General features: G+C 66.4%; 18 protein-coding genes and 1 riboswitch. Of the genes, 10 read left to right on the forward strand and 8 right to left on the reverse strand.

Annotated features, from left to right (window positions below; translation table 11 throughout):
* The first annotated feature begins 39 nt into the window (after positions 1-39).
* The 6 genes from LL964_RS11440 to LL964_RS11465 all read left to right on the forward strand — a co-directional run bounded on the left by LL964_RS11440 (position 40) and on the right by LL964_RS11465 (position 8507).
* The gene (locus tag LL964_RS11440) at positions 40-858 is read left to right on the forward strand and encodes an HDOD domain-containing protein (protein WP_104584384.1); all 819 of its coding nucleotides are present in this window, start codon (positions 40-42) and stop codon (positions 856-858) included.
* Positions 859-1274: 416 nt separating this feature from the next.
* Positions 1275-3227 (forward strand): OPT family oligopeptide transporter, encoded by a 1953-nt coding sequence (locus tag LL964_RS11445; RefSeq protein WP_104584375.1) that lies wholly within the window; start codon positions 1275-1277, stop codon positions 3225-3227.
* A gap of 474 nt (positions 3228-3701) precedes the next feature.
* Complete coding sequence (locus LL964_RS11450) at positions 3702-4544, forward strand: transporter (protein WP_104584373.1); 843 nt, start codon at positions 3702-3704, stop codon at positions 4542-4544.
* A gap of 128 nt (positions 4545-4672) precedes the next feature.
* Complete coding sequence (locus LL964_RS11455; RefSeq protein WP_104584371.1) at positions 4673-6793, forward strand: alpha/beta hydrolase family protein; 2121 nt, start codon at positions 4673-4675, stop codon at positions 6791-6793.
* Positions 6794-7170: 377 nt separating this feature from the next.
* Positions 7171-7656 carry a hypothetical protein gene (locus LL964_RS11460; protein WP_104584369.1) on the forward strand — a complete coding sequence of 162 codons (486 nt, stop codon included), beginning with the start codon at positions 7171-7173 and terminating at the stop codon, positions 7654-7656.
* A gap of 122 nt (positions 7657-7778) precedes the next feature.
* Positions 7779-8507, forward strand: a complete 729-nt coding sequence (locus LL964_RS11465) for an AraC family transcriptional regulator (protein WP_104584367.1) — start codon at positions 7779-7781, stop codon at positions 8505-8507.
* A gap of 147 nt (positions 8508-8654) precedes the next feature.
* Here the strand turns inward: LL964_RS11465 and LL964_RS11470 are convergent, their stop codons facing one another.
* Positions 8655-10757, reverse strand: a complete 2103-nt coding sequence (locus LL964_RS11470; protein WP_104584365.1) for a catalase — start codon at positions 10755-10757, stop codon at positions 8655-8657.
* 698 nt (positions 10758-11455) lie between these two features.
* Entirely contained in the window at positions 11456-14440 is a 2985-nt protein-coding gene (gene gcvP / locus LL964_RS11475) for an aminomethyl-transferring glycine dehydrogenase (protein ID WP_104585521.1), read from the reverse strand.
* A gap of 99 nt (positions 14441-14539) precedes the next feature.
* A riboswitch (glycine riboswitch) is annotated at positions 14540-14654 on the reverse strand.
* A 248-nt stretch (positions 14655-14902) separates the two neighbouring features.
* Here gcvP and LL964_RS11480 point away from each other — a divergent pair.
* On the forward strand, positions 14903-16156 hold the full coding sequence (locus LL964_RS11480; RefSeq protein ID WP_104584361.1) for a multidrug effflux MFS transporter: 1254 nt from the start codon (positions 14903-14905) through the stop codon (positions 16154-16156).
* A 16-nt stretch (positions 16157-16172) separates the two neighbouring features.
* A complete protein-coding gene (locus tag LL964_RS11485) occupies positions 16173-16577 on the forward strand; it encodes a hypothetical protein (protein ID WP_104584359.1) in 405 nt (134 codons plus the stop codon).
* Positions 16578-16665: 88 nt separating this feature from the next.
* Here LL964_RS11485 and LL964_RS11490 read toward each other — a convergent pair whose 3' ends face one another.
* The 4 genes from LL964_RS11490 to LL964_RS11505 form a co-directional block, all read right to left on the reverse strand.
* A complete protein-coding gene (locus LL964_RS11490; protein WP_104584357.1) occupies positions 16666-18681 on the reverse strand; it encodes a M2 family metallopeptidase in 2016 nt (671 codons plus the stop codon).
* 313 nt (positions 18682-18994) lie between these two features.
* Positions 18995-20659, reverse strand: a complete 1665-nt coding sequence (locus tag LL964_RS11495; protein ID WP_104584355.1) for a phosphoethanolamine transferase — start codon at positions 20657-20659, stop codon at positions 18995-18997.
* The gene (locus tag LL964_RS11500; protein WP_104584353.1) at positions 20656-21420 is read right to left on the reverse strand and encodes a phosphatase PAP2 family protein; all 765 of its coding nucleotides are present in this window, start codon (positions 21418-21420) and stop codon (positions 20656-20658) included. The genes LL964_RS11495 and LL964_RS11500 overlap by 4 nt, the downstream gene beginning before the upstream one ends.
* Positions 21421-21519: 99 nt before the next feature.
* On the reverse strand, positions 21520-23253 hold the full coding sequence (locus LL964_RS11505; RefSeq protein ID WP_146092288.1) for an ArnT family glycosyltransferase: 1734 nt from the start codon (positions 23251-23253) through the stop codon (positions 21520-21522).
* Positions 23254-23420: 167 nt separating this feature from the next.
* On the opposite strand from LL964_RS11505, the gene LL964_RS11510 reads away from it, so the two are divergent.
* Positions 23421-24137 carry a response regulator transcription factor gene (locus tag LL964_RS11510; RefSeq protein ID WP_104584351.1) on the forward strand — a complete coding sequence of 239 codons (717 nt, stop codon included), beginning with the start codon at positions 23421-23423 and terminating at the stop codon, positions 24135-24137.
* Complete coding sequence (locus tag LL964_RS11515) at positions 24130-25428, forward strand: sensor histidine kinase (RefSeq protein ID WP_104584349.1); 1299 nt, start codon at positions 24130-24132, stop codon at positions 25426-25428. The genes LL964_RS11510 and LL964_RS11515 overlap by 8 nt, the downstream gene beginning before the upstream one ends.
* A gap of 162 nt (positions 25429-25590) precedes the next feature.
* Here the strand turns inward: LL964_RS11515 and LL964_RS11520 are convergent, their stop codons facing one another.
* Together LL964_RS11520 and minE are read right to left on the reverse strand one after the other, a co-directional pair.
* Positions 25591-26103 (reverse strand): hypothetical protein, encoded by a 513-nt coding sequence (locus LL964_RS11520; protein ID WP_104584347.1) that lies wholly within the window; start codon positions 26101-26103, stop codon positions 25591-25593.
* 225 nt (positions 26104-26328) lie between these two features.
* Entirely contained in the window at positions 26329-26586 is a 258-nt protein-coding gene (gene minE / locus LL964_RS11525; RefSeq protein ID WP_011036323.1) for a cell division topological specificity factor MinE, read from the reverse strand.

Raw genomic sequence — 26586 nt, forward strand, 5'->3', positions numbered from 1 at the left:
GCGCTCCGCGCGAGCTGTTCCTTCACCCACGAGGCGATCATGAAGTTGGAGGCGTTGTTCGAGCAGTTGCATACCTTGCCCACCGTGCCCAAGGTGGCGCAGGACCTGATCCGTCAGTTCGACGATCCGGACACCAATATCGATACGCTGGCGCACACCATCGAGCGCGATCCGGTGATCGCCGCCAAGGTGCTGCGGTTGGCCAATTCGGCGCGCTTCCATGGTCTGCGCGATTCCACCAGTGTGGAAGACGCCGCCATGCGGCTGGGTTTCAACACGCTGCGCACGCTGGTGCTGGCCTCGGCGATGACCGGCGCCTTCCGTGCCGGCCCGGGCTTCGACCTCAAGGCGTTCTGGCGGCACAGTTTCGAAGTGGCCGGCATCTGCCGCCTGCTGGCGCGCCAGCATGGGCTCGATCCGGAGACCGCCTTCACCTGCGGCATGATGCACAACATCGGCGAACTGCTGATCCAGTCCGGCGCACCGGACTACGCCAGCCGCATCAATCACGAGACCTCATCGGCCGGGCATGCCGCCGAAGAAACCCTGCAGCTGGGCTTCGGCTACCCGGAGGTCGGCGCCGAGCTGGCACGCCGCTGGCAGCTGCCGACGGTGATCCAGAACGCCATCGCCTACCAGGTGCGCCCTGCGGCCGCGCCCGAGGGCGAGCGCATGCCGTTGCTGGTCGCCCAGGCGGTACAGGTCTCCGACGCATTGCATGCCCATGGCGGCGCCACCGCGGCGGCACTGGAGGCGGTGCATGGGCCGTTGATGGATGGCGTGGATCTGGACGCCCTGTTCACGGCGCTGCCGGATGTCATCGAAGCCGATCGCGCGTTCGCCGAATTGCTGCATTGAGCCGTCTGCGGCTGCGTCGCTGCAGACGCAGCGGATCCAACGTGCGGTCCTGCGCGCTTGGGTTGGTGACGCTTGCGATGGCAGACAGGGAACCGCTCCTGCCCGGGCCCGCGGCAGGAGCGGGCTGCCAGCGGGATGGTGACTGCAGGGTGGCGATCAGCATGCAGGGCGTTTGATACCGCAAGGCCGGCGTTACTTTCCTATGGCTGCGCAAGCTGCCGCTGCCGTCTGCCGGCACCTGCGCTGTCTCGGCGAGGGCGCCCTGCACCGTGGCGACGACAGATGCCGCGGAGCGGCCGCCTTGTCATGTGCGTCACACGCCAGACCCTGCACGCTGTCACGCCGCGCCGCAGCTGGACTCGATCGGGCGCACACGCTAGCGTGGCACGGATTTTTTGCCCACAGGGGAGTGCCCAATGAGCCATGACGCGCAGCCGCGCCAGCTCACCTTTCGCGCTGTCGTACTGGCCATCGTGCTGGCGGTGGTGCTGTCGGCCGCCAACGCCTATCTCGGCCTGTTCGCGGGCCTGACCATCGCCACCGCGATTCCGGCGGCCGTGGTGTCGATGGGCGTGCTGCGCCTGCTCGGCGGCGGCACCATCCTGGAGAACAACATCGTCCAGACCGGCGCCTCGGCCGGTTCGTCGATCGCCGCCGGGGTGATCTTCACCATTCCGGCGCTGGTGATCATGGGCTACTGGCCGGACTTCAAATACTGGTGGGTACTGGGCATCGCCGGCATGGGCGGCCTGCTGGGTGTGCTGTTCTCGGTGCCGCTGCGGCGTTCGATGATCGTCGAAGACCCGCTGCCGTTCCCCGAAGGCAAGGCCGCCGCCGAAGTGCTCAAGGCTGGCGAAAATCCCGGCCCGGGCCTGAAGATCCTGGCCGCCTCCGGCGCCATCGGTGCGCTGGTCAAGCTGGGCGCGGCCAGCGGGCTGCGGGTGATTCCGGACACCTGGGCGCAGGCCACCTACCTGGGCGGCAGCCGCCTGGTGGGCTATATCGGCACCAATCTGTCGCCGGCATTGCTGGGCGTGGGCTACATCGTCGGCCTGAACGTGGGCATCGTGGTGCTGTCCGGCTCCATCCTGTCCTGGCACATCGCCATCCCGCTGTACCAGCAGTTCTTCATGGGCTCGGACCCGGCCCTGGCGCAGAGCCTGGCCGGTGTGCCGGCGGCCGATGCGGCGTTCGGCATCTGGGGCGCGAAGATCCGCTATCTCGGTGTCGGCGCGATGTTGATCGGTGGCGTGTGGACGCTGTTCTCGCTGCGCAAGTCACTGCTGTCCGGCGTCAAGAGCGGCTTTGCCGCCGCACGCAAGGGCAGCGGCGGGGTGGTGGCGCACACCGAGCGCGACCTGCCGATGAAGTGGATGCTGGTGGCGCTGGTGCTGTGCACGCTGCCGCTGCTGGGCCTGTACCAGGCCATCGTGCAGCAGTGGCACGTCTCGATCCCGATGACCATCATCATGATCGTGGCCGGCTTCCTGTTCGTATCGGTGTCCGGCTATCTGGCCGGCTTGATCGGCTCGTCCAACAACCCGGTCTCCGGTATCACCATCTCCACCATCCTGTTCGCTTCGGCGGTGCTGGTGCTGCTGCTGGGCAAGAGCGGGCTGGTGCCGGTGGGTATCGGTGCGGCGCCGCTGGGCGCGGTGGCCGCGATCATGATCGGCGCAGTGGTGTGCTGCGCGGCGGCGGTGGGCGGCGACAACCTGCAGGATCTCAAAACCGGTTATTTAGTTGGTGCCACGCCTTGGAAGCAGCAGTTGATGCTGGCAATCGGCGCATTTTCTTGCGCGCTGATCATGGCGCCTGTGCTGAATTTGCTTGCCCAAGCCTATGGGATTGGATCCAAGACGCTTCCCGCGCCGCAGGCGATGCTGATGGCATCGGTGGCGAAGGGGCTCTTTGGGGGGCAGCTGCCATGGGCAGTCATCGCCATTGGCGCTGGCGTTGGTGCAGTCATTATCGCGGTAGACGAGTACCTGAAGAAGACGGGGAAGCGCTTTCGTGTGCCAGTGCTTGCTGCTGCGATCGGTATCTACCTGCCACTAGAATTGATGGTTCCGATCTTCTTGGGTGGTCTGATTGCTCATCTGGTGGAGCGCTATCACAAGATTCGTGCTGACGACGACGAAGGCCGTGATCGCGTGCACCGTCCGGGCGTGTTGTTTGCCGCAGGCCTGATCACGGGTGAGGCCTTGATGGGTATCGGCATTGCACTGCCAATCGTGATTACCAATAACAAGGATGTGTTGGCGTTGCCTGGAGGTTATCAGCTCAATCAATGGTTCGGCCTGGCCATTCTGGCGTTGGTCGGCTGGCTGCTCTATCGCGTCGGCAAGCGCGGCGAACGCGCTGCCTGATGCCGGCGCTGCAGGTGGTGCACGCGCGTGTACCACCTGCAGTGCGCAGCGCTGCCCGGGGCACGCCTGCGGTCTCTGTGGCGAATGTGGATCTGCAGGCCAGGCACTGTTGTCCAGCCGGCGCTGCATCATGCACGCACACCGGAGCACCACCGGTCACGCCACTTTGCGCGGGATTTACGCTTCACGCCGGGCGCCGGCATAGCGCCTTTATGCCGCCGTTACCTATCGTGGCGTCTCCCGCACCGCGGTGCGCCACGAGATTCGCAGACCGCATCATCCCCGACCTGTCCTCCCAGCCACCGCTGCGCGCACGCGACAGCTCGAACCACCCGCACTTGCCTTCGTGGTCAGCGTGCGCCGGCATCGATGCCTCCCGGAGAGGTCTCGGCGCCCGCGGCCTGCCGCATCCCACCCTGAGTTATCGCGCGCCTGCCTTCCGGTATGGCGCCGCTTCGCCATGGAATCCATCCAATGCCGTTTGCCGTTCCCCATTCTCCCGCGCGCCAGCGCGTGCCGCTGCTCACCCTCGCATCGACCGTACTGCTATGCGCTGCCTCATGGCAGGTGCACGCACAGGACGCCAGCGAGGCGCCGCTGTGCACCGACCGTCCGACCAAGGCCAATGCCACCTGCACCGTGCCGGCCGGCGCCTGGCAGCTGGAAACCGATATCGGTAACTACGCTCGCGACACCCAGCCCGGCACGCGTACCGAAACGTCCTACTTCACCAATCCCACGCTCAAGTACGGCGTCAGTGACCGCATCGATCTGCAGCTCAACTGGGCCCCGCAGCTGCAGGTCAGGAGCACCGATCGTGCAACCGGCGAGCGCAGCAGCCTCAGTGGCGGTGGCGATCTCTACCTGCGCATGAAAGCGCGCGTCTACCAGAGCGATACCGCCAGCGTGGCGCTGTTGCCGTTCGTCAAGGCGCCCACTGCGCGCACCGGCCTGGGCAACGACAGCTGGGAAGGCGGGCTCGCGGTGCCGATCAGCTTCGTACTGCCGCGCAGCTTCTCGCTGACCTTCGGTCCGGAGCTGGATTGGCTGGCCGACAGCGACGGCAGCGGCAAGCACGTGGCCATCGTCAACCTGATCAACCTGGCGCGGCCGTTGACGCCCAGATTGTCGATGGCGGTGGAGCTGTGGTCCTCGATCAATCGCGATCCCGCGCAGACCATCGAACAGGCCTCGGCCGACATCGCCGCCACCTATCTGCTCAATCCGCTGCTGCAGCTGGATGTGGGCGCCAATTTCGGCCTCAACGAGCGTACCCCGGACGCGCAGCTGTACATGGGGCTGTCCCACCGCTTCTGAGCCATGGCTCACACCTGCCGCAGGCGTGGGGCAGGTGTGGGGACGGGGCGGCGATGCATGACCTCCTGCCTTTGCGCGTGCGCCGCAGCAACGCCTACCATCGACGTTTTGCCGTTGCGGGAATCTCGATGAAGCTTCGTTACGCCTTGCTGCCCCTGTGTCTGTTGAGCGCCTTGCCAACGCTGTCCGCCGCGCGCGGTTTCGATGTGCGCGACATGGTGGCGCTGGACAGAGTGTCTGCGCCTACGCTGAGCCCGGATGGCAGCGTGGTGCTGTTCGCCAAGCGCCAGGCCAAGACCGCCAACGGCAAACCGGCCACCAGCCTGTGGGTGCGCAACCTGCGCACCCGCGATGCGGCGCCGCCCAAGCGGCTCACCCCCGAGGGCTGGAACGTCAACAGCCCGGCGCTGTCGCCGGATGGCAAGACGGTGTACTTCCTCAGCAGCAAGTCCGGCAGCCAGCAGCTGTACGCGCAGCCTCTGGCCGGCGGTACCCCGCAGCAGCTCACCGCCTTCGCGGTGGACGTGGACAGCTACAAGCTCTCGCCGGACGGCAAGCGCATTGCCTTCAGTGCCGGCGTGTTCCAGGACTGCGGCTCGGACCTGGGCTGCACCAAGAAGAAGCTGGGCGAGCGCAAGAACAGCAAGGCCAGCGGCGTGGTGTACGACCAGTTGTTCGTGCGTCACTGGGACACCTGGAACGACGGCCGTCGCAACACCTTGTTCGTGGCCGAGTTGCCGGCGGCCGGTGGCAAGGCCGTGGTCGGCGCCTCTGCCATCAGTGCCACGCTGGCCGGTGATGCGCCGTCCAAGCCGTTCGGGGGCAACGACGATTACGCCTGGTCGCCCGATGGCGCCAGCGTGGTGGCCAGCGTGCGCATTCCGCAGCCGCATGGCCCCGAGGCGGGCAGGAACGCCAGGGCCGGTGCCAAGCCCACCGGCAACGATGAATCCTGGCAGACCAACTTCGACCTGTACCGCCTGGATGCCACCGGCAAGGCCGCGCCGGTCAACCTGACCGCGGACAACCCGGCCTGGGATGCCGGCCCGGTGTTCAGCACCGACGGCAGGACGCTGTACTACCGTGCCATGCAGCGGCCCGGCTTCGAGGCCGATCGCTTCGGCCTGATGGCGATGGACCTGGCCAGCGGCAAGACCCGCGAGATTGCGCCGAAGTGGGATCGCTCGGCGGGCGAGATCGTGCTGAGCGAAGACGGCGCCAGCCTCTACACCAGTGCCGACGAACTCGGCGAGCATCCGCTGTTCAAGATCGATATCGCCAGCGGCGAGGCGACCAGGCTGGTGGGCGAGGGCAGCGTGCATGCGCCCACGCTGGCCGGCGGCACGCTGGCGTTTACCCGCAGCTCGCTCAAGAGTGGCGACCAGATCTTCGTCAGCGATGCGCAAGGCCAGGGGCTGCGTGCCATCACCCAGAGCGCCGCCGAGCAGCTGCCCGACGTGCAGTTCGGCGACTACGAACAGTTCAAGTTCAAGGGCTGGAACAACGACACCGTGTATGGCTATGTGGTCAAGCCGTACAACTTCCAGGAAGGCAAGACCTATCCGGTGGCGTTCCTGATCCACGGCGGCCCGCAGGGCAGCTTCGGCAATGGCTGGAGCAATCGCTGGAATCCGCAGACCTACGCCGGCCAGGGCTATGCGGTGGTGATGATCGACTTCCACGGCTCCACCGGCTATGGCCAGGACTTCACCGATGCGATCAGCCAGCACTGGGGCGACCGCCCGCTGGAAGACCTGCAGAAGGGCTGGGCGGCCGCGCAGAAGCAGTACGGCTTCCTCGACGGCGACAAGGCCTGCGCACTGGGCGCCAGCTATGGCGGCTACATGGTCTATTGGATGGCAGGCAACTGGAATCAACCGTGGAAGTGCTTGGTCGACCATGACGGTGTGTTCGACAACCGCACCATGGGCTATGCCACCGAGGAGTTGTGGTTCAGCGAGTGGGAAAACGGCGGCACGCCGTGGCAGAACCCGGCTGGCTACGAGAAGTTCAACCCGGTGCTGCACGTGGACAAGTGGAAGGTGCCGATGCTGGTGATCCACGGCCAACAGGATTTCCGCATCCCGGTCGAGCAGGGCCTGGCCGCGTTCACCGCGCTGCAGCGCAAGGGCATCGAATCGAAGTTCCTGTACTTCCCGGACGAGAATCACTGGGTGCTCAAACCGGACAACAGCATCCTGTGGCACGACACCGTCAATGGCTGGTTGAAACAGCATATCGGTCAGTGACCAGAATGGTCCCGGCACTTCGCTTCGTTGCGGCGTGCCGGGATTCCTGCAGGTCTTCCTGTCCTGCCGCTGGATGCGCATGGACGATACGCGTTTTGATGGCTGGGCCCGGGCACAACGCAATCAACCGCAGCAGCGGTCGTATCGCACGACGTGCGCAGGTGGGGGCGTCGCCTGCTGCAGCGCTCGCTCGAGACCGCGATGTGTGGCCACGACAGCGCCGGATGAGTGCGCTTGCCGGAAGCCAGCGGGCGTGCGGCAAGGCCAACGCCGGCTGATCGGGCACGGATATCATTGCCCCAGCGACATGCGGGCATGGCAAAATAGCGTTTGTTTAACTTCTGCAGTTCTTGCCGGGATCGCAAGGAACTCCCCACATGCGCAGCTTCTTTCCTCCCGCTCTTTTCGGGCTCGCCCTGATCGTCAGTCCTGCCTGGAGCGCCGTTCCGCGGCAGGCGGCCAGTGCGCCGGTACGCGCAACGGCCGCTACCGCCCCAGCGGCGGGCAGCAGTGCCGAAACCGGCGGCGGCGAGCTGCTGGTGCCGCTGCCGGCCACGCTCAAGTCGGGCATGAGCTACCGCGCCTTTTCGCAGGCGATCGCCGAGCGCGGCTGGCAGCCGGTGGATCCGCTGGCTGCCGACAGCTGCATGGCGGTGGGCGATTGCCAGATCGAATTCGTCTCGCCCGCTGCCGCCGCGCGCCTGCGCGTGCAGGTCGGTTCGCAGGACGGAGCGGCGGTGGTGCAGGGCTGGGCGGCACGGCGCATGCCGGCCGACCGCCTGGGCACGACCAGTGCCTCTCTCGACAACGCCAAGGCCAGCCCCCCTGCAGCCACGGCGACCGTGGCCGAAGAGCCACGCTGAGCGCCTGCAGGCTGCGCAGCCTGCGCGGCGTATCATGAGGTAGTGCGTTGACGGTTGTCGCAGCCAGTGCGGCGTCGCCGTCCTGAAGTCGCGCCTTTCCTGATCACGAGCCCCCGTCCTGCATGAAGAGCATCGATCCTGCCGATCTGGAAGCGTTGTTCGATGCCGTGCCGGACGTGCTGTTCTTCGTCAAGGATCGCGAGGGCCGCTATACCCACGTCAATCAGACCATGCTGCGGCGATTGGGCCTGAAGTCGCGCAAGGAGTTGATCGGCAAGCGCGTGGCCGAGGTGTATCCCAGCGGGCTTGGCGCCAACTATGCCAACCAGGACGAGCAGGTGCTGGCCGGAGAGGTCATCGATAACTTGCTGGAGCTGCACCTGTTCGCCAACCGTGAGCCGGGCTGGTGCCTGACCTGCAAGCGTCCGCTGCTGGTGGACGGCAAGGTGCACGGCATCATCGGCATTTCGCGCGACCTGGGCCCGCAGGACGGGCACGAATCGCAGTACGAGAAACTGCGGCTCGCCCTGGCCTATCTCAACGCCAATTACGCGCAGAACATCCGCATGCAGGCGCTGGTGGACATCACCGGATTCTCGATGTCCAAGCTGCAGCGTTCGTTTCGCAAGGTGTTCCAGCTCACCCCGCAACAGGTGCTGGCCAAGTTGCGTTTGCAGATGGCGATGCATCTGCTGCACGGAGACAAGAGCCTGACCGAGATCGGCCATGCCTGCGGCTTCAGCGACCAGAGCGCGTTCGCGCGGCAATTCAAGCAAGCGGTGGGCATGACGCCACGCGAGTATCGCGCGCTGGCGAATGCGCAGCTTCACGCGGTGCCCGCTACTGAATGACTGGCTCCGCGCACCTCCAGGCAACTGTCGGAGGTGGCTTGGTGGCAAGCAGTGGTTGCAGGGTGGCTGCTGGAAAACAACCGGGCGCAAAACGCTCTGGGGAGAGCGTGTTACGCCCGAACTGCGGTGGGCGGTTTTGCGGTGAACTCAGGCCAGCATGCGCACCTTTGGCTCGCGCGCCCACTGCCGGGTCTTGGCGGCGGCGATGAAGGCCTTGGTGTCGGCCACCGGCACGATGCCGGTGTCCTTGCCGACGTTGCCTGCCTTGAGCAGCAACTGCGCGCCCTCGTCGTAGGCAATCGCCTTCAGATGGGCCCAGGCGTTGCTGACGAAGTCCAGGGCCGCCGATTCGTTGGTCAGTTGCTTTGCCGCTGCCGACGACAGCACTACCGCCACTGCATCGAACACGATCGAAGGCGTGCCGGCCAGTTGGCCGTCGGCGGCCAATTGCGCGCCATCGCTGAGTTTGGCGCCGCCCAGCTTGGGTGCGACGATCTTGACCGTGGCACCTGCGGCTTCGGCCGCCTTGCGCACGGCTTTGATCGCTGCGGCATCGGAACCGTCGTGGATCAGGATGCCGACGGTACGGCCCTGCAAGGTGTCCTTCATCCTGCCGATCAGCTGCAAGGCCGGCGACAACGGCATATCCGTGGGCGCGACGGCGGCAGGCGGTGCGGTCGGCAGGCTGGTCATGCCCATGCCGTCGGCCACGCGCTTGGCCAGGCTCTCATCGATATGCCGCAGGTGGCCGACGATGGCTTCGCGCACATGCGCGGTCTCCACCTTGGACAATTCGAAGACCAGCGCCGAGGCCAGATGCGCCTGCTCCGGCGCGGTCTGGCTGCGGAAGAACAGCCGCGCCTGGCTGTAATGGTCGGCAAAGCTCTCCGCGCGCACGCGGCCTTTCGCGCCATCCTCGGCCGGCGTGGCATGGCTGGGGAATCCACGCAGCGCCTCGCGCGGCGCATCGGCCTGCAGTGAGCTCGGCTCGTAGGCCACGCGGCCCTTGGGAACTCCCATCTGCATGTGCCCATCGCGCTGGTTGTTGGCGAAGGGGCACTTGGGCGCATTGATCGGGATCTGGTGGAAGTTCGGCCCGCCCAGGCGGCTGAGCTGCGTGTCCAGATAGGAGAACAGCCGGCCTTGCAGCAGCGGATCGTTGCTGAAGTCGATACCGGGCACGATGTTGGCCGGGCAGTACGCCACCTGCTCGGTTTCGGCGAAAAAATTATCCGGCCAGCGATCCAGCACCATGCGTCCGACGATCCGTAGCGGCACCAATTCCTCCGGGATGACCTTGGTCGAATCCAGGTGATCGAACGGGAACGCCTCGGCTTCTGTCTCGGTGAACAGCTGCACCCCCAGCTCCCATTCCGGGAAGTCGCCGTTCTGGATCGCTTCGAACAGGTCGCGGCGCTGGAAATCCGGATCCGCACCGGCCAGCTTCACCGCCTCGTCCCAGATGGTCGATTGCAATCCGAGCTTGGGCCGCCAATGAAATTTGACGAAGGTGCTTTCGCCGCGTTCGTTGAGCAGGCGGAAGCTGTGGATGCCGAAGCCTTCGATCATGCGTAACGAACGCGGGATGGTGCGATCGCTCATCGCCCACATGATCATGTGCATCGACTCGGGTGTCAGCGAGACGAAATCCCAGAAGGTGTCATGGGCGCTGGCTGCCTGTGGGAAGCCGCGATCCGGCTCCATCTTCACCGCGTGGATCAGATCGGGGAACTTCATCGCGTCCTGGATGAAGAACACCGGGATGTTGTTGCCGACCAGATCCCAGTTGCCCTCCTTGGTGTAGAACTTCACCGCGAAGCCGCGCACGTCGCGTGGGGTGTCCACCGACCCGGCGCCGCCGGCCACGGTGGAGAAGCGGGTGAAGACCGGGGTCTTTTCGCCCACTTCGGTCAACAGCTTGGCCGTGGTGTACTCGCTCAACGAGGCAGTCAGTTCGAAATAGCCATGCGCAGCGCTCCCGCGCGCGTGCACGATGCGCTCGGGAATGCGCTCGTGATCGAAGTGGGTGATCTTCTCGCGCAGGATGAAGTCTTCCAGCAACGTCGGCCCGCGCGGCGTGGCGCGCAGCGAATTCTGGTTGTCGCCAACCGGAATGCCCTGATTGGTGGTCAGCTGCGGATGCGTGCCACCGGCTTTCTGATGCAATTCATCGCCGCTGCCGCGCACGTCGTGCGCGTCTGCAGACTTGCCACCAGCGGGTGGCTGTGCGGATTTGGGGGACTTGGCCATGGGGACTCCACGTTGGCGGGCTTGAGAGGCGAGCTAATCCGCCTGAGCCTGGAAGCGTGGCTGTTAATCGGATGTGTCTGCGTGCGAACGAATGCTCACATCCGTACCGGCTTCCCACTCTGAAGCGTGCGCAACTGTGTGCTGCTTGCTAAGTGCCGCGTCGTTGGCGCAGCTAACGACGCTTGTGCAGGAAGCAACGCGACGCAGGCGATGGCCTGCAACAGATCTAGTGGCTGCTTGAGTGCAGGTGGAGGCGGGCATGCACTGCTGGCGATGTTGCGGATAGCGAAAGCACATGTGCTATATGTCCGGCCCGGATGGCAGCGCGTGCAGGGACGGTCGGCATGACACGATTGAAGCAAATCCTCGTGTGGTCGGGAATCTGCGGGGTCTGCGCCTTATGCGCTTTCAATCTCGCCTATTGGTGGGCCTTGAGCGGCCAGTTCGACTGTGTCGAAGGCGGTTGCGGACTACTGGCCGAGCTGGTGCTCTGGCCTATCCTGAGTATCGTCCTGGTCGCTGCCGCCGCGATGCTTGCCTGGGTCGTACGACGCAGGCGCGGACGTCGCTAGTGCTTGCCGCGTGCGGCCCGACGATGACCATGGTTACCGACAACTCAGATTGCTTCCATGCCCGCCGTCGAACCCGGCCGGAAAGGACACGGCCGGGTTCGACGACGGGAATGAAGTGGCGCGGAGTTACGCCTCGGCGTCTTCCTTGTATGCATCCACCGGGATGCAGGCGCAAATCACGTTCTTGTCGCCGTAGACGTTGTCCACGCGCGCCACCGGCGGCCAGTACTTCTGCTGCTTGAGGCTGGGCAGCGGGAAGGCGGCCAGTTCGCGCGGGTAGGCATGCGTCCACTCGCTGGCCGACACCTGCGTGGCGGTGTGCGGTGCGTGCTTGAGCGGGTTGTCCTCGCGGTCCAGGCGGCCGTCTTCGATGGCGCGGATCTCTTCGCGGATCTGGATCATCGCGTCGATGAAGCGGTCCAGCTCATGCTGCGATTCGCTTTCGGTGGGCTCCACCATCAAGGTGCCGGCGACCGGGAAGCTCAGCGTCGGCGCGTGGAAGCCGAAGTCGATCAGGCGCTTGGCGATGTCTTCGGCACCGATGCCGCTGGTCTTTTCCAGCGGGCGGATGTCCAGGATGCACTCGTGCGCGACCAGGCCGTTGCGGCCGGTGTACAGCGTCTTGTAGTGCGGTGCCAGGCGCTTGGCGATGTAGTTCGCGTTGAGCAATGCTACCTGGGTGGCCTTGCGCAGACCGGCACTGCCCATCATGGTCACGTACATCCAGCTGATCGGCAGGATCGAGGCAGAGCCATAGCTGGCCGCGCTCACCATGCCGCCGATGCGCGAGGAGTGTCCACTCCCGCTTTCGGAGTGGAGTCCGCCGCCATGGATGGCGGCAGTTTGACCTTCGCCGGCATGGATGCCGGCACGAGGTAGGTACGGCGCCAGGTGTGACTTCACCGCACACGGGCCCACGCCCGGGCCGCCGCCGCCATGCGGAATGCAGAAGGTCTTGTGCAGGTTGAGGTGCGACACGTCCGAGCCCCACTTGCCAGGCTTGGCCACGCCGACCAGCGCGTTCATGTTGGCGCCGTCGGTGTACACCTGGCCGCCATGCGCATGCACCGCTTCGCAGATCGCCACCACGTCCTCTTCGAACACGCCGTGGGTGGACGGGTAGGTGATCATCAGCGCGGCCAGACGCTCGGAATACTTTTCCGCCTTGGCGCGGATGTCGTCCACATCCACATTGCCGTTGGCATCGCACTTGGTGACCACCACGGTCATGCCGCACATCTGCGCCGAGGCCGGGTTGGTGCCGTGCGCGGATTCGGGAATCAGGCAGATGTCGCGATGGGCCTCGCCGCGCGCGCGGTGATAGGCGCGGATCGCCAGCAGGCCGGCGTACTCACCCTGCGCACCGGAGTTGGGCTGCAGGCTCACGGCGTCGTAGCCGGTGCATTCGACCAGCATCGCTTCCAGTTCGTCGATCAGCTGCGCGTAGCCGGCCGACTGTTCGGCCGGGGCCAGCGGATGGATCGCGCCGAACTCCGGCCAGGTCACCGGGATCATCTCGGCGGTGGCGTTGAGCTTCATAGTGCAGCTGCCCAGCGGGATCATGGTGCGATCCATCGCCAGGTCCTTGTCGGCCAGCGAACGCATGTAGCGCAGCAGTTCGTGTTCGCTGTGGTGGGTATTGAACACCGGGTGGGTCAGGAACGGGGTGCTGCGCAGCAGGCCTTGCGGCAATGCGTCGGCGGTGGCGGCATCGAGTGCATCCACGGTCGCTTTCGGCATCCTGCCTTCCGCGACACTCGCACATCCTTGTGCATCGTCCACCTGCACACCGAACAGAGCGGCCAGCGCAACCACATCGGCACGCGTGCTGGTTTCATCCAGGCTGATGCCGACCGCTTCGCTGTCGATGGCACGCAGATTGATGCCAGCCGCACGCGCACGGGCGTGGATCGCATCGGCATCGATCGCCTTGATGTGCAGCGTGTCGAAGAAGTGCTCGCCCACGTTGATCCCGGCGCTGCGCAGGGCTGCGGCCAGGATCGCGGCCAGGCGATGGGTGCGTCGTGCGATGCGGGTCAGGCCCTCGGGGCCGTGGTAGACCGCGTACATCGAGGCCATCACTGCCAGCAGCACCTGCGCGGTGCAGATGTTGGAGGTGGCCTTCTCGCGGCGGATATGTTGCTCGCGGGTCTGCAGGGTCAAGCGATACGCCGGATTGCCGGCGGCATCGATCGACACGCCGATCAAACGGCCAGGCATCGAGCGCTTGTAGGCATCACGGCAGGCCATGAACGCGGCATGTGGGCCACCGAAGCCGAACGGCACGCCGAAGCGCTGCGAGTTGCCGACCACGATGTCCGCGCCCCATTCGCCCGGCGCGGCGATCAGGGTCAGCGCCAGCAGGTCGGTGGCCACCGCCACCAGGCCGCCCTGCGCGTGCACGGCATCGGCCAATGCGGCGTGATCGCCGATGTGACCGAAGCTGTCCGGATACTGCAGCAGCACGCCGAAGCACTCGGCCTGCAAGGCTTCTTCCGGCGTGCCCACGCGCAGCACGATGCCCAGCGGCTCGGCGCGGGTGCGCAGCAGTTCCAGCGTCTGCGGATGCACGGCGTCGTGCACGAAGAAGGTATCGGATTTGGACTTGGCCGAGCGCTTGGCCAGGGTCATCGCTTCGGCAGCGGCGGTGGCCTCGTCCAGCAGCGAGGCGTTGGCGATCTGCATGCCGGTCAGGTCCGCGCACAGGGTCTGGAAGTTGATCAGCGCTTCCATGCGGCCTTGCGAGATCTCCGCCTGATACGGCGTATAGGCGGTGTACCAGGCCGGGTTCTCCAGGATGTTGCGCAGGATCACCTTCGGCGTGTGGGTGCCGTAATAGCCCTGGCCGATGAAGGTGCGCCGGACCTGATTCTTGCTGGCGATGGCGCGGATCTTGGCCAGCGCCTCTTCTTCGGTGATCGCATCGGGCAGCGCGAGCGGTGCCGGCGACTTGATGTTGCCCGGCACGATGGCATCGGTCATCGCATCCAGCGAAGCGTGGCCGACCACGTCCAGCATCTGGGCGATTTCCGCATCGTTGGGGCCGATATGGCGTTCGACGAACGCGCTGTGGTGTTCGAGGTCGCGCAGGGAAGACGGGGTCTGGGACATGGCGGGCATCCGGGGCAGAGGGCATGCGAAAGGTCGGAAGCACCACGACCGGCATGACGCGCATACGCGCGCCACCACCCACCGTAGCGACGGTCTTCCTCGCGCCCCTCTGTCCTTTTGCCTGAGAGTTTAAGAACGCGGCATGGCGCTGGGCCTGCCTGCGTTCCGTGCCCCTTCGGCGCCGGCATCGGCCGGTCTCTCCAGAGTTGTGTTGAAGATGGTATCGGGCCTGAGCGATTACGGGCTGTTGCGCCTTCGGCAGCGGCAGTGCCGCTTCTCCCACCGTGTTGCCGGCCGATTATAGCGTGGCGGTGCGCCGCCGCGCGTGCCGCATTGGCAACGCTCGGGTTTGCTTAACCTTGCCTGCGCAAGCGCCTATGATCGGCGTCCTTGTGCGCACACGGCGCTGCGACCGGCAGGCGCCGCAGTGCATCCCCCATGCGCCACGTTCCGGACCACTGGATGACCCCCACCACGCCCTCCACCCGACGCATGGCGCTGCTGCTGGCCGGGCTGGCGATGTTCGGCCCGTTTTCCATCGACACCATCTTCCCGGCGTTCTCGCGGCTCAGCCGCAGCCTGGCCGTGGACGAGGTGGCGATCCAGCAGACCATCAGCGTCTATCTGCTGGCCTACGGGGTGATGAGCATCGCGCACGGGCCGCTGTCCGACGCCTGGGGCCGCAAGCTGGTGATCCTGGGCGGGCTGGTGCTGTTCATCGCCGGCTCGATCGGCTGCGCGCTGTCGCAGGACCTGCCCACGCTGCTGGCGTTCCGTGCATTGCAGGGTTTGTCGGCAGGCGTGGGCATGATCGTCGGCCGCGCGGTCATCCGCGACCTGTTCCATGGCCCGGATGCGCAGCGGCTGATGAGCCAGGTATCGATGATCTTCGGCATCGCGCCGGCCATCGCGCCGATCATCGGCGGCTGGATCCTGCTCAGCGGCGCCGGCTGGCCACTGATCTTCTGGTTCCTGGTGGTGTTCGGTCTGGTGCTGCTGGTGGCAACCCTGGTCTGGCTGCCGGAAACCCACCCGGTCCAGGCGCGCACGCCGCTGCAGTTCAAGCGCCTGCTGCAGGACTATGTGCGGATCGGCTTCAACCCGCGCTTCCAGCGGCTGGCCGCAGCCGGGTCATTCAATTTCGCCGGCATCTTCCTGTACATCGCCTCGGCGCCGGTGCTGATCATGCAGCACCTGCATCTGGGCGAGGGCGATTTCGCCTGGCTGTTCATTCCTACCATCGGCGGCATGACGCTGGGCTCGTTCCTGTCCGGGCGCATGGCCGGGCGCATGCAGCCGGTGCGGCAGATCCGCATCGGCTTCATCTGCTGCGGCGTGGCCGCGCTGGTCAACCTGGGCTACACCTTGGCGGTGGCGCAGATCGCCTTGCCATGGGCCGTGTTGCCGATCTTCCTGGCCGGCGTCGGTATGGCGTTGATCTTCCCGATCCTGGCGCTGGCGGTGCTGGACATGTACCCGCACCAGCGCGGCCTGGCGTCCTCGCTGCAGGCCTTCACCCAGCTGATGACCAATACGGTGGTGGCGGGGGTGCTGTCGCCGCTGCTGAGCGCGCATCCGCGGCATCTGGCGATCGGCATGACCGGCTTTTTCTTGCTGGGGTGGCTATTCTGGCGCTGGGAGCGCCGCAGTGGCCGCCGCCTGCGTCACCGCCAGGCCACCGAGGCGGTGCCTCTGGAACCGGCCGACCACCTTTGACCCGACAGGAGCCTGCATGTCCACCGATTCCAAGTTGCGCCGCGATGCCCGCAAGCGCGCCGCCGAGCGCCAGCGCAACCAGGCCGCCGCCAAGGCCACCGCCGAATCGCCGATCGAACCGCATGCCGAACTGCGCGACCAGCAACGCACGCTACTGGCCGGTATCGTCCGCCGTGACGGCGAGTGGGTGCTGGGCATGGACGGCCGCATCGCCGGCGAAAGCACCAGCGCCGCGCAGGTGCTGGCCTTGATCATGCGCGCGGCCGAACTGCACGAACGCCAGGGCACGCCGGTGCGGCTGACCTACTCGGACGCGTTGAAGGCTGCCGCGCATGCCGAAGCCCAGGCCGATGGCATGGAGTTCGAACAGTTCAAGACCCGGCTCAGCGAGCGGCTCCAGGCAGGTACCAAGCTCAACTGAGTGGCAGGCGTCGCCTGCCGTACGCGCGATGAGGCCCCAAGGGGAAGCCGCATCGCGCGCCAGCGCGATTGGGATTGCGATAATCGAATCAGCGGTTCGGCGCAGGAGCGATCGGCGCACTGCCGACGTTCGCTTCCGCCTGCCAGCTGCACATCCGGCCCTGGTTCTGCTGCTTCAGCCACTCGTCCATGGGCGCGAAATACTCCAGCATCGGCCCGGCATCGAGCGTGTCGCTGCCGGTGAGTTCCTTCAGCGTGGTCTGCCACGGTTGGCTGGAGCCGCGCTGCAGCATCGACCAGAATTTCTGCCCGGCGTCCTTGTTGCCGTAGAAGCTGCAGTCGTACAGCGGGCCCTGATGGCCGGCGGCCTGGCACAGGCCCTTGTAGAACTGGAACTGCAGGATATGCGCCAGGAAGTAGCGCGTGTACGGCGTATTGCCCGGCACGTGGTACTTGGCGCCGGCATCGAAGAACTCTTCGCCCCGCGTGCCGACCGGTGCCACACCCTGGTAGCGGGCTTTCAGTTCCCACCATGCCTGGTTGTAACGCTCCGGCGCGATCGAACCGTCGAACACGCCCCAACGCCAGCGGTCGATCATCAGGCCGAACGGCAGGAATGCCACCTTGCTCAAGGCCATGCGCATCTGCGAATTGATCAGTGCTTCGCGGCCGCCCTGCTGTTCGCCGACCAGCCCGATCGACTGCAGGTACTTCGGCGTCATCGCCAGCACGATGGTGTCGCCGATGGCCTCGTGGAAGCCGTCGTTGGCGCCGTTCTGGAACAGCGGTGGCAACGGGTTGTAGGCCAGGTCGTAATAGATGTGGCCGAGCTCGTGATAGATGGTGGTGAAGTCTTCTTCGGTAGGCTTGATGCACATCTTGGTGCGTACATCCGCGCCGATGCCCTGGCCCGGCTCGCCACCCATGTTCATGTCCCAGGCACTGGCATGGCAGACCACATCGCGGTCCAGCGGTTTGATGAACTGCGAACGCTGCCAATAGGTCTCCGGCAGCTTGGGCATGCCCAGCGAGGTGTAGAAGTCCTGCGCGCGCTCGGTCATCTGCCTGGCGGTGCGCAGCTGCGCTTCGCGCTCGGCATTGAAGCGTGCCGCAGCGCCGCCCTCGCTCCCGGTACCGCGCGCCAGCGCCGCGCTCAGATTGCCCTGGTACTGCTTTTCCAGGGCAGCGGTGATGTCCAGGTCGCCGGCGCCCGGGTAGGGCTGCAGCAGGTCCCACAGATTGCTCCAGTCCTGCTGCCACATGTTGCCCATCAGGTGCGCGGGCAGCAGCCCGCCAGGCAGCTCACCCTTGTCCTTGCCGTACTGCGTGTCCAGCTTGCCGCGCGCGTAGCACTGCAGTTGCGCATACAGCGGTTTGACCTGCTCCCACAGCCGGTCGGTTTCGCTGGCCAGCTGCGCCGGCGGCATGTCGTAGCCGCTGCGCCACATCGCCCCGACATCGGCAAAGCCCAGGCCGCGCGCGCCCTCGTTGGCCAGCGCGACGAAGCGCTGGTAGTCCTTGCGCAGCGGTTGCGCGGTGGCGTGCCAGCCCTGCCAGGCATCGCGTTGTTCGTCGTAGTCGCGGCTGCTGGCCAGTACCTGTTCCAGCTCGCCGAGCTGCCGGCAGCGGCGTTGCTCGCCTTCGCCGGTGCAATAGCTGGCGGCGCCGTAGTCGCCTTCCATCTTGGCAGCGATGCGGGTCAATTCGGCCAGCTTGGCCGGGTCGCGCGGAGCGGGCAGGGCGCTCATCAGCCTGAGCAATTGCAATGCACGGGCGCTGTCTGCAGACATCGGCGTGCCCGCGTATTGCTTGGATTGTTCGATCCAGCGATCCAGCTGCGCCAGCGAGCGCTCGTTGGCCTTGGCCGCGAGCAGCTGCGAATCGCCGTTGATATAGGTCGACGACAGCCATTGCGCGGCGGTGATCTCCGGATAGGCCGCCTTGTACTCGGCGCCGATGCGCGCAACGAAGGCGTCGGCGCTTTCGGCGGGCGCGGGTTTGGCGGTCGTGGGTGCGGTTGGCGGTGTCGCCTCCCGTCGGCAGGCCGACAGCGACAGGGTGCCGGCAGCCACAGCCAGTGCCAGCAACAGCAGACGAGGATTCACGGGTGGTCCTTGCGGTGAAGTCCGGCGAAGGCTAGAGCGCGCCAGGCTTCAGGGCAAGCGGTGCCGGTGCAGGCAGGTTCGCAGCGTGGCGATCGGCAGCGCGCACGCGGTCCTGTGCCTGCGCCTGGAACGCGGCAGGCCCAGCGGTTGCCGGGTCGCTGGAGCGGTATCGTGAACGTCGACGGTCAGGCCGGCGATCCGTGGCGGGTCGGGCAAAGGCCTGAGGTGCGGCCCGGCGTGGCCGTCGGACAGGCCGCGCGACCGGGAATCTGCGCGTCTTTCCAGTGCATCGTGATCGGTTCGCGCAGGGGCATCAGCCTGGCTTGGCCGTGCACTGAGCGAACAGATCGCGCTCGCGCGCATACACACTGGTCTTGACCTGCATCAGGCCCAGCACCGACGGGAACAGTGCATCCTGGTCGGTGTACTGGCCGGCGCGGTGGCGCAGGCAGGACTCGTCCAGGCCCCGGCTGCGGGCGAACTCCGGCGAGAACCACATCACCATCGGCACGTGGGTCTGCTCCTTCGGCGCAATGGCGTATGGCACGCCGTGCAGATACAGGCCCTTCTCGCCCAGCGATTCGCCGTGATCGGACAGGTAGATCATCGCCGTGTCGTAGTCGGGCAGCCCGCGCAGGGTGTGGATGGCCTGTGCCAGGAAGTGGTCGGTGTAACCGATCGAATTATCGTAGGCATTGACGATGTCCTGGCGGCTGCAGCTGCCCAGGTCGGCCGTCTTGCAGACCGGTTTGTAGCGTTCGAAGGCGGCCGGATAGCGCTGGAAGTAGCTTGGCCCGTGGCTGCCCAGCTGATGCAGCACCACCACCCGGTCGCCGGGTCTGGCCCGCACCTGCGCGGCCAGATCGCCGAGCAGGATCTCGTCCATGCAGCGGCCGTCGGCGCATAGCCCCGGCGTGGTGGCATCGTCGAGCTTCTGGATGTCCAGGCCGTCGCACACGCCCTTGCATCCTGATTGATTGTCACGCCACAGCGTGGAAATACCCGCGTGTTCGAGTACGTGCAACAGCGACTGATGGCTGCGGATTCGGTCTTCGTTGTAGTCGCGGCGACCGAACGGGGAAAACATGCAGGGCACCGAGACCTCGGTGCTGGTGCCGCAGGAATGCATGTCGGGGAAATTGATCACACCGGCCTGCGCCAACTCGGGCGTGGTCTGGCGGGCATAGCCGTTGAGGCCCCAGTTCTGCGCGCGTGCGGTTTCGCCCAGCACTATCAACAATAGACGCGGGCGGCTGCCAGGTGCACGTGGCGTGGCCGTGGCATCGTGTTCCACCGGCTGCTTGGGCGCGTGCTGGATCGGTGAGCTGGATTTGAGGTTCTGCCGGAGCGCGACGATGTAGTTGATCGGGGTGGCCAGGTAGCGCACTTCGCGGTGATTGCGCATCAACGCCGAGACATCCTGGAACGACAGCATGGCGCCGGCGAGGCCGAGCAGCGCGGCCGCCAGCAGGAAGCCGGCGCGAACCAGCAGCGCCCTGCCAGTACTGCGCGCGCGCAGGCGCGTGCGCCACAGCAGCACCGTGGGAATCAGGAAGTAGCAAAGCAGCGGCAGGATCAGCCCGGGGGTGAGCAGCTCGCGCGATTCCTTGTGATCGGTATGCAACACGTTGCGCAGCATGTCCGCATCCAGATAGACGTTGTAGCTGTCCATGTAATGCGCGGCCAGCGCGGTGGTGAACAGCAGCAAGGTCAGCAGCGGCCTGGCATTCCAGCGCCACACCAGCAGGCCCAGCAGCAGTGCATGCACGGCCACCAGCAGCGCCATCAACGAAATCGCAAACCCGATACTGCCCGGGTGTGTGGCCATGGCCGTGCGCCAGAACAGCTGGTTGCAGACCAGCGCGAAGAACAGGCTGGTCAGCAGGATCAGGGTTTCGGCCGAGAGGGTCGGGCGAACGCTCCAGGTCAGCGCCCGTGAGCGGGCGCGCTTGCGTGGTTCCGGCAGCCAGGTGCTCATGCTGCATCACCCGCTGGCAACATCGCATCGAATGCGCGCGGCGGCCGGGCCAGCATCACGCAGTACAGGCTCAGCGCGGTCAGCCAGCACACCGCCAGCGACCAGAGATCGTGCGACAGAAAATGCGCGCCGCGCAGTTGTTGCGAGATCCCGAAGATCAGACCGGCCGCCAGTCCCACAGACAAACCCGGCAGCCGCCATGCAGGACGCAGCGCCAGCGCACAGAAATACAGGGCGACCCAGGCATAGCCGGCACTGGCATGTCCGGCAGGAAAGCATCCGGAGGCGGCGATGCCGTGGCGCGACTCGAAGACGCCGACCATGGCACGCGTGCCGCCGTAGCGGGCGAGGTCCCATGGGCAGTCCATCGCCGTCCATGCCTTCAGCAGCGACACCAGCGACGTCGATACGGCGACCGACGCGGCCAGGTAGGTCAATGGCCAGCGCAGCACGCGCAGGCGCGGCCGGCACCATGCCGCCACGGCCAGGATCACTACGCTCACACCAGCCGCCGTGCTCAGCCATTTGCCGATACGGTGGACCACGCCGCTGGTGAACCAATGCTCCTTGAGCAACCAGTGTCCGCCTTCCAGGCGGTACAGCAGATCCGCCACCCACTGGTCGCCACCGGCGCCCATCAGCAAGGCGCTGGCCAGTAACGTGCCTGCCAGCGGCAGCCACAGATGCACGGCAAGAAAGCGTGTGGGCGCAAGCGCGGTGGCGCGACGCTGGATGGGCGAGTAGGCGGAAAGCGTGGTCATCGAAAGGTGGGCTTGTGTCAATGTGTGACATCTTCGAAACCCGTATGTCGGAGAGCGGTCGGACCGGAGTTGCCCGGCCGTTAACCCGACACCGGGCGTTCAGTCTGCATCGCCGTCGCTACCGGTTTGTTCGGTGTCGGATGCAGTAGCGACGCAACCGGCGTGCCACGCCGTGCCCGGCAGCAATTGCCATCGATTGCGGTTGGATTCGCCGATATCGATGCGCTGGGCCGGATCGATGCACGCCGGTACCGCCTCGCTGAGGACGAACAACCAGCGCTTTTCCGGCGCCTGCGCCAGCCATGGACCGGCCTTCGCCCACTGCTGCTGCCAGCTCGCCTTGAAGCCGAAATCGGTCACCGGCCGGTCGGCCTGCAGCAGGTTCTGCTCGCGCCAGGCCAGCATGCCGAGCTCGGCGTCCGGCCCGATGCGCTGCCCGACACGCTGCATCAGGCCCGCGGACGAACTGTACGGATCCAGCGCCGGCATCAGCCCCAGGCCATGGACCGTCCACAGCGCAGCGGTCATCGCGATCACCGCGGTCCCGGCGCGTCTGCCGCGCGACCACACGACCAGGCCTGCGCCGATCCCCCCCAGGCCAAGCAGCCAGAACCCCACCGACTGCAGCGACGCGAGCTCCATGCCGCGTTTCAGGGCGGTGTGTTCCGCCCAATGCAGATGCAGTGCGATGCCGCCGCCCAGCAGCAGCGCGGCCAGCGCAAGCAGCACCACATAGCCGGTCAGCACGGCGCGCACACCGCGGCGGCGCAGCAGCCCGGCCAGCAACGGCGCGGCCGCCACGCAGAGCGCCGGCAGCATCGGAAAGATGTAGACCTCGCGCTTGCCCGGGCTGGCGCTGAAGAACAGCAGTACCAGCACGCTCCACGCCAGCAGCAGCACATAGCGCGGATCGCCGCGACGCAGCCGGCGCCACCAGGCCGGCAGCAGCCAGGGCAGCAACAGGCAGCCCGGCAACCACAGCGTGGCGATCACCTGCAGGTAGTACCAGGCCGGTTTGACGTGATGCCAGGCATGCGCGTAGCGGGTGCCGGTCTGCCTGAACAGCAGTTCGTGCGCATACGCGTGCAGTTGCGGGTCTTCGCTGCGCAGCAACGCGAGACACAATGGCGCCAGCCACACCGCCGTGCCGGCCACGAATGCCGGCAGTACCAGCAACCAGCTGCGCCCGGCACAGGCGCGTGCCGGCAGCACGCTCCAGTGCCGGCGCGGCAGCGCCATCCACGGCAACAACAGCAGCAGCGGCAGGAAACCCACGCCCTTGGTGACCGTGCCGACGCCGGCGGCGAACAGCCCCAACAGCCACGCGCCCCAGTCCGGACCACGCAACAGATGCCGCAGCAGCCCCCACAACGACAGCGTGGTGAGCGCCACCAGCACCATGTCGATCTGCGCGCGCTTGGCCATCAGGCCGAACTGCAGTACTGCGAACAGGGCCAGCACCGCATGGCCGGCAATGCGCCGATTCCAGAGCCGGCGCGTCAGATCCCAGGTCAGCCACAGCGTGGCCAGTGCGGCCAGCAGTGAGGGCAGCAGGAACGCGATCGGCCAGTGCGGCAGCAACTGGTAGACCGCCGCCTGCATCCACATGAACACTGGCGGCTTCTCCGCGTACAGTTCGCTGCCACGGTGCGGCAGCAACCACTGGCCGGTCTCGACCATGGTGCGTGCAGCCAGCACGAAGCGCGGTTCGTCCGGCGGATTGGGCTGGCGCATGCCGAGCCCGGCCAGCAGGCTCATCACGATCAGGACCAGTGCGGCGAACAGGGCGCGCCGGCGGCGCACGGAGGTGGAAATGGCAGGCGACACGCGCACGCCCGGTTGGAAAGGGGGCGAAACGATAGCGGGCAGCAGGGTCGGAATTCCGTCGGAACTTCGGTCCGCGCGTCATGGCAGCGCATGCGGGCCAGGGCGGCCGGGGGCGGTCAGGCTCGGTTAGGATGCCAGCACCGTCCCGGTCGGGCTGTTATGGAACTGCGCGCATGCGGCTGCTGGTCATCGAAGACAACCGCAACATGGTTGCCAACCTGTTCGACTATTTCGAAGCGCGCGGGCACACCCTGGACGCCGCGCCCGATGGCGTCACCGGCCTGCATCTGGCCACCACCCAGCAATACGATGTGCTGGTGCTGGACTGGATGATGCCGCGCATGGACGGCCCGGAGGTGCTGCGCCGCCTGCGCGAGCAACACCACAGCGAACTGCCGGTGATCATGTTGACCGCGCGCGACGAGTTGCCCGACAAGATCGCCGGCTTCCGCGCCGGCGCCGACGACTATCTGACCAAGCCGTTCGCGCTGCCCGAACTGGAAGTGCGTATCGATGCGTTGCTCGCGCGCGCACATGGGCGCCGCCGCGGCAAGCTGTTGCAGGTGGCCGATCTGCGTCTGGATCTGGCCACGCTGGAGGTGACCCGCGCCGGGCAGTCGCTGCACCTGTATCCGGCCTGCCGCAAGTTGCTGGAAGTGCTCATGCAGGCCAGCCCGGCTGCGGTCACGCGGCAGCGTCTGGAACAGGCGCTGTGGGGCGACGATCCGCCCGATGGCGACATGCTGCGCTCGCATATCTACGAATTGCGCCGCAGCGTGGACGGCCCGTTCGCGCAGAAGCTGATCCACACCCTGCCACGCCTCGGTTATCGCCTGGCCGAGCGCGACTGCGGCAGCGAGGCAGCACCCGGTGACAGTGTCGATGGCTAGGCGGCGCCCATTGGGACGCCGCGTCCTGACCTGGCTGTGCGGCTACACCCTGTTGATGACCCTGGCAGTGTTCAGCACTGCGCAGTACCTGCACGAACGCGCAGAGCATGGCGTGTGGCGTTCGCTGCTGAATTCCGAGCTGGACAGCATCCTGGATCGCAGCGCGCGCAGCCCGGACTACCACTGGCAGGACTCGGATACCTTGCGGCTGTACCGCATCGACGGATCGCCTGGCGTGCCGCCGGCGCTGCGCACGCTGCATCCCGGCCTGCACGACGATCTGGATGTCGTCGGGCGCCGGAGCGCGGTCATGGTGCGTGACACGCCGCATGCCGGGCGCCTGGCGCTGGTGCTGGACATCACCGACTTCGAAGCGCTGGAACACTTCCTCATCCGCTGGATGCTGGCCGCCGGCATCGCGCTGATCGGCATCACCTTGTTGATGGGCGCCTACGCGATGGCCCGGTTGGTGCGCCCGCTGGTGGCACTGGCGCGCGATATCGGCGCGCTGCGCCCGGAACGGCGCGAGCAGAAGATCGCGGTGGACGCACAGGGCAGCGCAGAGCTGTACGTCATCGCCGATGCACTCAACGATTACCTGGAGCGCAACGGTCAATTCGTCGAGCGCGAACGCGCCTTCATCGATAGCGCCAGCCACGAGTTGCGTACGCCGATCGCGGTGATCGGCAATGCGGTCGAGCTGGCACTGGAACAACCCGACACCCCGCCGGCCGTGCGCCACCAGTTGCAGCGGATCGCCCAGACCAGCGCGTCGGTAGAACAACTGATTGCTTTGCTACTGGTACTGGCCAAGGATCCTGGCCGGCTGGTGCGCAGCAGTGACGCGCTGCGTCTGGATCAGTTGCTTCCGGACATCGTGGCCGACCATGCCCACTTGTGCGCGGACAAGGATCTGCAGGTGGCGGTCGATCCGTTGCCGCCATGCAGCCTGACCGCTCCGGTGGCGATCGTACAGACGGCCATCGGCAACCTGTTGCGCAACGCGATCGAGAACAGCGACCGCGGCGTCATCCGCGTCTCGCTGACGGCGTGCGGCGTGGTCCGCATCATCGATCCCGGCCACGGCATGAGCCCGGAAGAAATCAGTGCGATCTACACCCGGCTGGCGCGCGGCACTGCGCGCCAGGGCAATGGCATCGGACTGGAGCTGATCGGGCGGCTCTGCGACCATCTGGGGTGGCGCCTGAGCCTGGAATCCGACGCCGGGCATGGCACCGTGGCCACGCTGGATCTGGTCGGCGGCAAGACGCCCGAATCCGCGCAGGCCTAGGCACGTGTCGTCTGCGGCAGGCGCTGTGGTCGCGCCGACCGCAGCGCTGCCGGTGCAATGGTCAGTGGCCGAACTGTCGCCGGGAGCGGGGGACAGGGGGGCGGCGCAGCGGTCAGGCCTGCCTGACGCATGGCTGCCCCGGATGGACGCGCGACGGGTTGGTCAGACGCCGGCAAGCGCCGGCCGGGCAGGCAGCAAATCACGCTCGCTCAACCAGAGGCGGGCGTTCTCGGCGTCCTGTTCGAACCAGGCGCGCGTGGAGCCCAGCCGGTAGGTGTATCCCCAGGCATCCATGTCGGCCATCAGTCGCGCGCTGCCCACGCCGGGCAGGTGCTCGGCCAGCAGGATCTGCAGATAGCAGGTAGCGTCTTCCTCATCCACCGAATCGGTGGCATCGGTATGCACCAGCGCTCGCCTGTCTGCCGGCAGCACGATCAGATGGCAGGCTTCGTGCAGCAACGAATGCACCGGCGTGTCGTCGCGCACGTACACGTCGCAACCGATGATGCCGGCCTCCGGCTCGCCCCAATAGCTGCCGGGAATGGGCTGGCCGGCTTCCACCCGATGCAGCCGCAGGCCATAACCGGCAAGCAGCGCGGCCGCTGCGTCCAGACCGATGCGGCCCACGCACAGCACGGTGTCGGCAGCGGGGTCGGGGGCGGGCAATGGATTCACACGCGATCTCGCGATGGGGCAGCGCCGCGTCGCGCGGCAGGGATTGGCGCTTGCGCGCGCTGGCGTGCGCGCGGGTTGCGGGGCGCCGGAGCGCGCCATCTGGCCGCAGCGATGTGACCCCGCCGCAGCCGGATGGCATGCAGCCGGGGCTGCATGCCGCGTCGTGCCGGTGCGTGTGCCGGTGCGTGTGCCGCCGTTGCAGGCTGCAGGCACGCCGCGGCAGGTTTACTTGTCGCCGTCTTCCGGCAGGGCGACGGTGATGTCCAGCACGTCGTGTTCGCCGTCCTTGACCAGATCCACGCGTACCGCATCGGCATCGATGTTGACGTACTTCTTGATCACTTCCAGCAGTTCGCGCTGCATCAGCGGCAGGTAATCCGGCCCGCCGCGGTGATTGCGCTCCTGCGCGATGATGATCTGCAGGCGGTTCTTGGCCGTCTCGGCGGTGTTCTTCTTGCTCTTGAGAAAATCGAGCAGGCCCAT

Source organism: Xanthomonas melonis (assembly GCF_020783655.1).
Classification (GTDB): domain Bacteria; phylum Pseudomonadota; class Gammaproteobacteria; order Xanthomonadales; family Xanthomonadaceae; genus Xanthomonas; species Xanthomonas melonis.

What these genes read in the sequence shown, in the direction of transcription:
- LL964_RS11460 (WP_104584369.1), top strand. Translation starts at nt 7,171, where the DNA reads ATGCGCAGCTTCTTTCCTCCCGCTCTTTTCGGGCTCGCCCTGATCGTC.
- LL964_RS11495 (WP_104584355.1), bottom strand. Translation starts at nt 20,659, where the DNA reads ATGAGCACCTGGCTGCCGGAACCACGCAAGCGCGCCCGCTCACGGGCG.
- LL964_RS11515 (WP_104584349.1), top strand. Translation starts at nt 24,130, where the DNA reads ATGGCTAGGCGGCGCCCATTGGGACGCCGCGTCCTGACCTGGCTGTGC.
- gcvP (WP_104585521.1), bottom strand. Translation starts at nt 14,440, where the DNA reads ATGTCCCAGACCCCGTCTTCCCTGCGCGACCTCGAACACCACAGCGCG.
- LL964_RS11455 (WP_104584371.1), top strand. Translation starts at nt 4,673, where the DNA reads ATGAAGCTTCGTTACGCCTTGCTGCCCCTGTGTCTGTTGAGCGCCTTG.
- LL964_RS11470 (WP_104584365.1), bottom strand. Translation starts at nt 10,757, where the DNA reads ATGGCCAAGTCCCCCAAATCCGCACAGCCACCCGCTGGTGGCAAGTCT.
- LL964_RS11465 (WP_104584367.1), top strand. Translation starts at nt 7,779, where the DNA reads ATGAAGAGCATCGATCCTGCCGATCTGGAAGCGTTGTTCGATGCCGTG.
- LL964_RS11480 (WP_104584361.1), top strand. Translation starts at nt 14,903, where the DNA reads ATGACCCCCACCACGCCCTCCACCCGACGCATGGCGCTGCTGCTGGCC.
- minE (WP_011036323.1), bottom strand. Translation starts at nt 26,586, where the DNA reads ATGGGCCTGCTCGATTTTCTCAAGAGCAAGAAGAACACCGCCGAGACG.
- LL964_RS11500 (WP_104584353.1), bottom strand. Translation starts at nt 21,420, where the DNA reads ATGACCACGCTTTCCGCCTACTCGCCCATCCAGCGTCGCGCCACCGCG.
- LL964_RS11450 (WP_104584373.1), top strand. Translation starts at nt 3,702, where the DNA reads ATGCCGTTTGCCGTTCCCCATTCTCCCGCGCGCCAGCGCGTGCCGCTG.
- LL964_RS11485 (WP_104584359.1), top strand. Translation starts at nt 16,173, where the DNA reads ATGTCCACCGATTCCAAGTTGCGCCGCGATGCCCGCAAGCGCGCCGCC.
- LL964_RS11445 (WP_104584375.1), top strand. Translation starts at nt 1,275, where the DNA reads ATGAGCCATGACGCGCAGCCGCGCCAGCTCACCTTTCGCGCTGTCGTA.
- LL964_RS11510 (WP_104584351.1), top strand. Translation starts at nt 23,421, where the DNA reads ATGCGGCTGCTGGTCATCGAAGACAACCGCAACATGGTTGCCAACCTG.
- LL964_RS11440 (WP_104584384.1), top strand. Translation starts at nt 40, where the DNA reads ATGAAGTTGGAGGCGTTGTTCGAGCAGTTGCATACCTTGCCCACCGTG.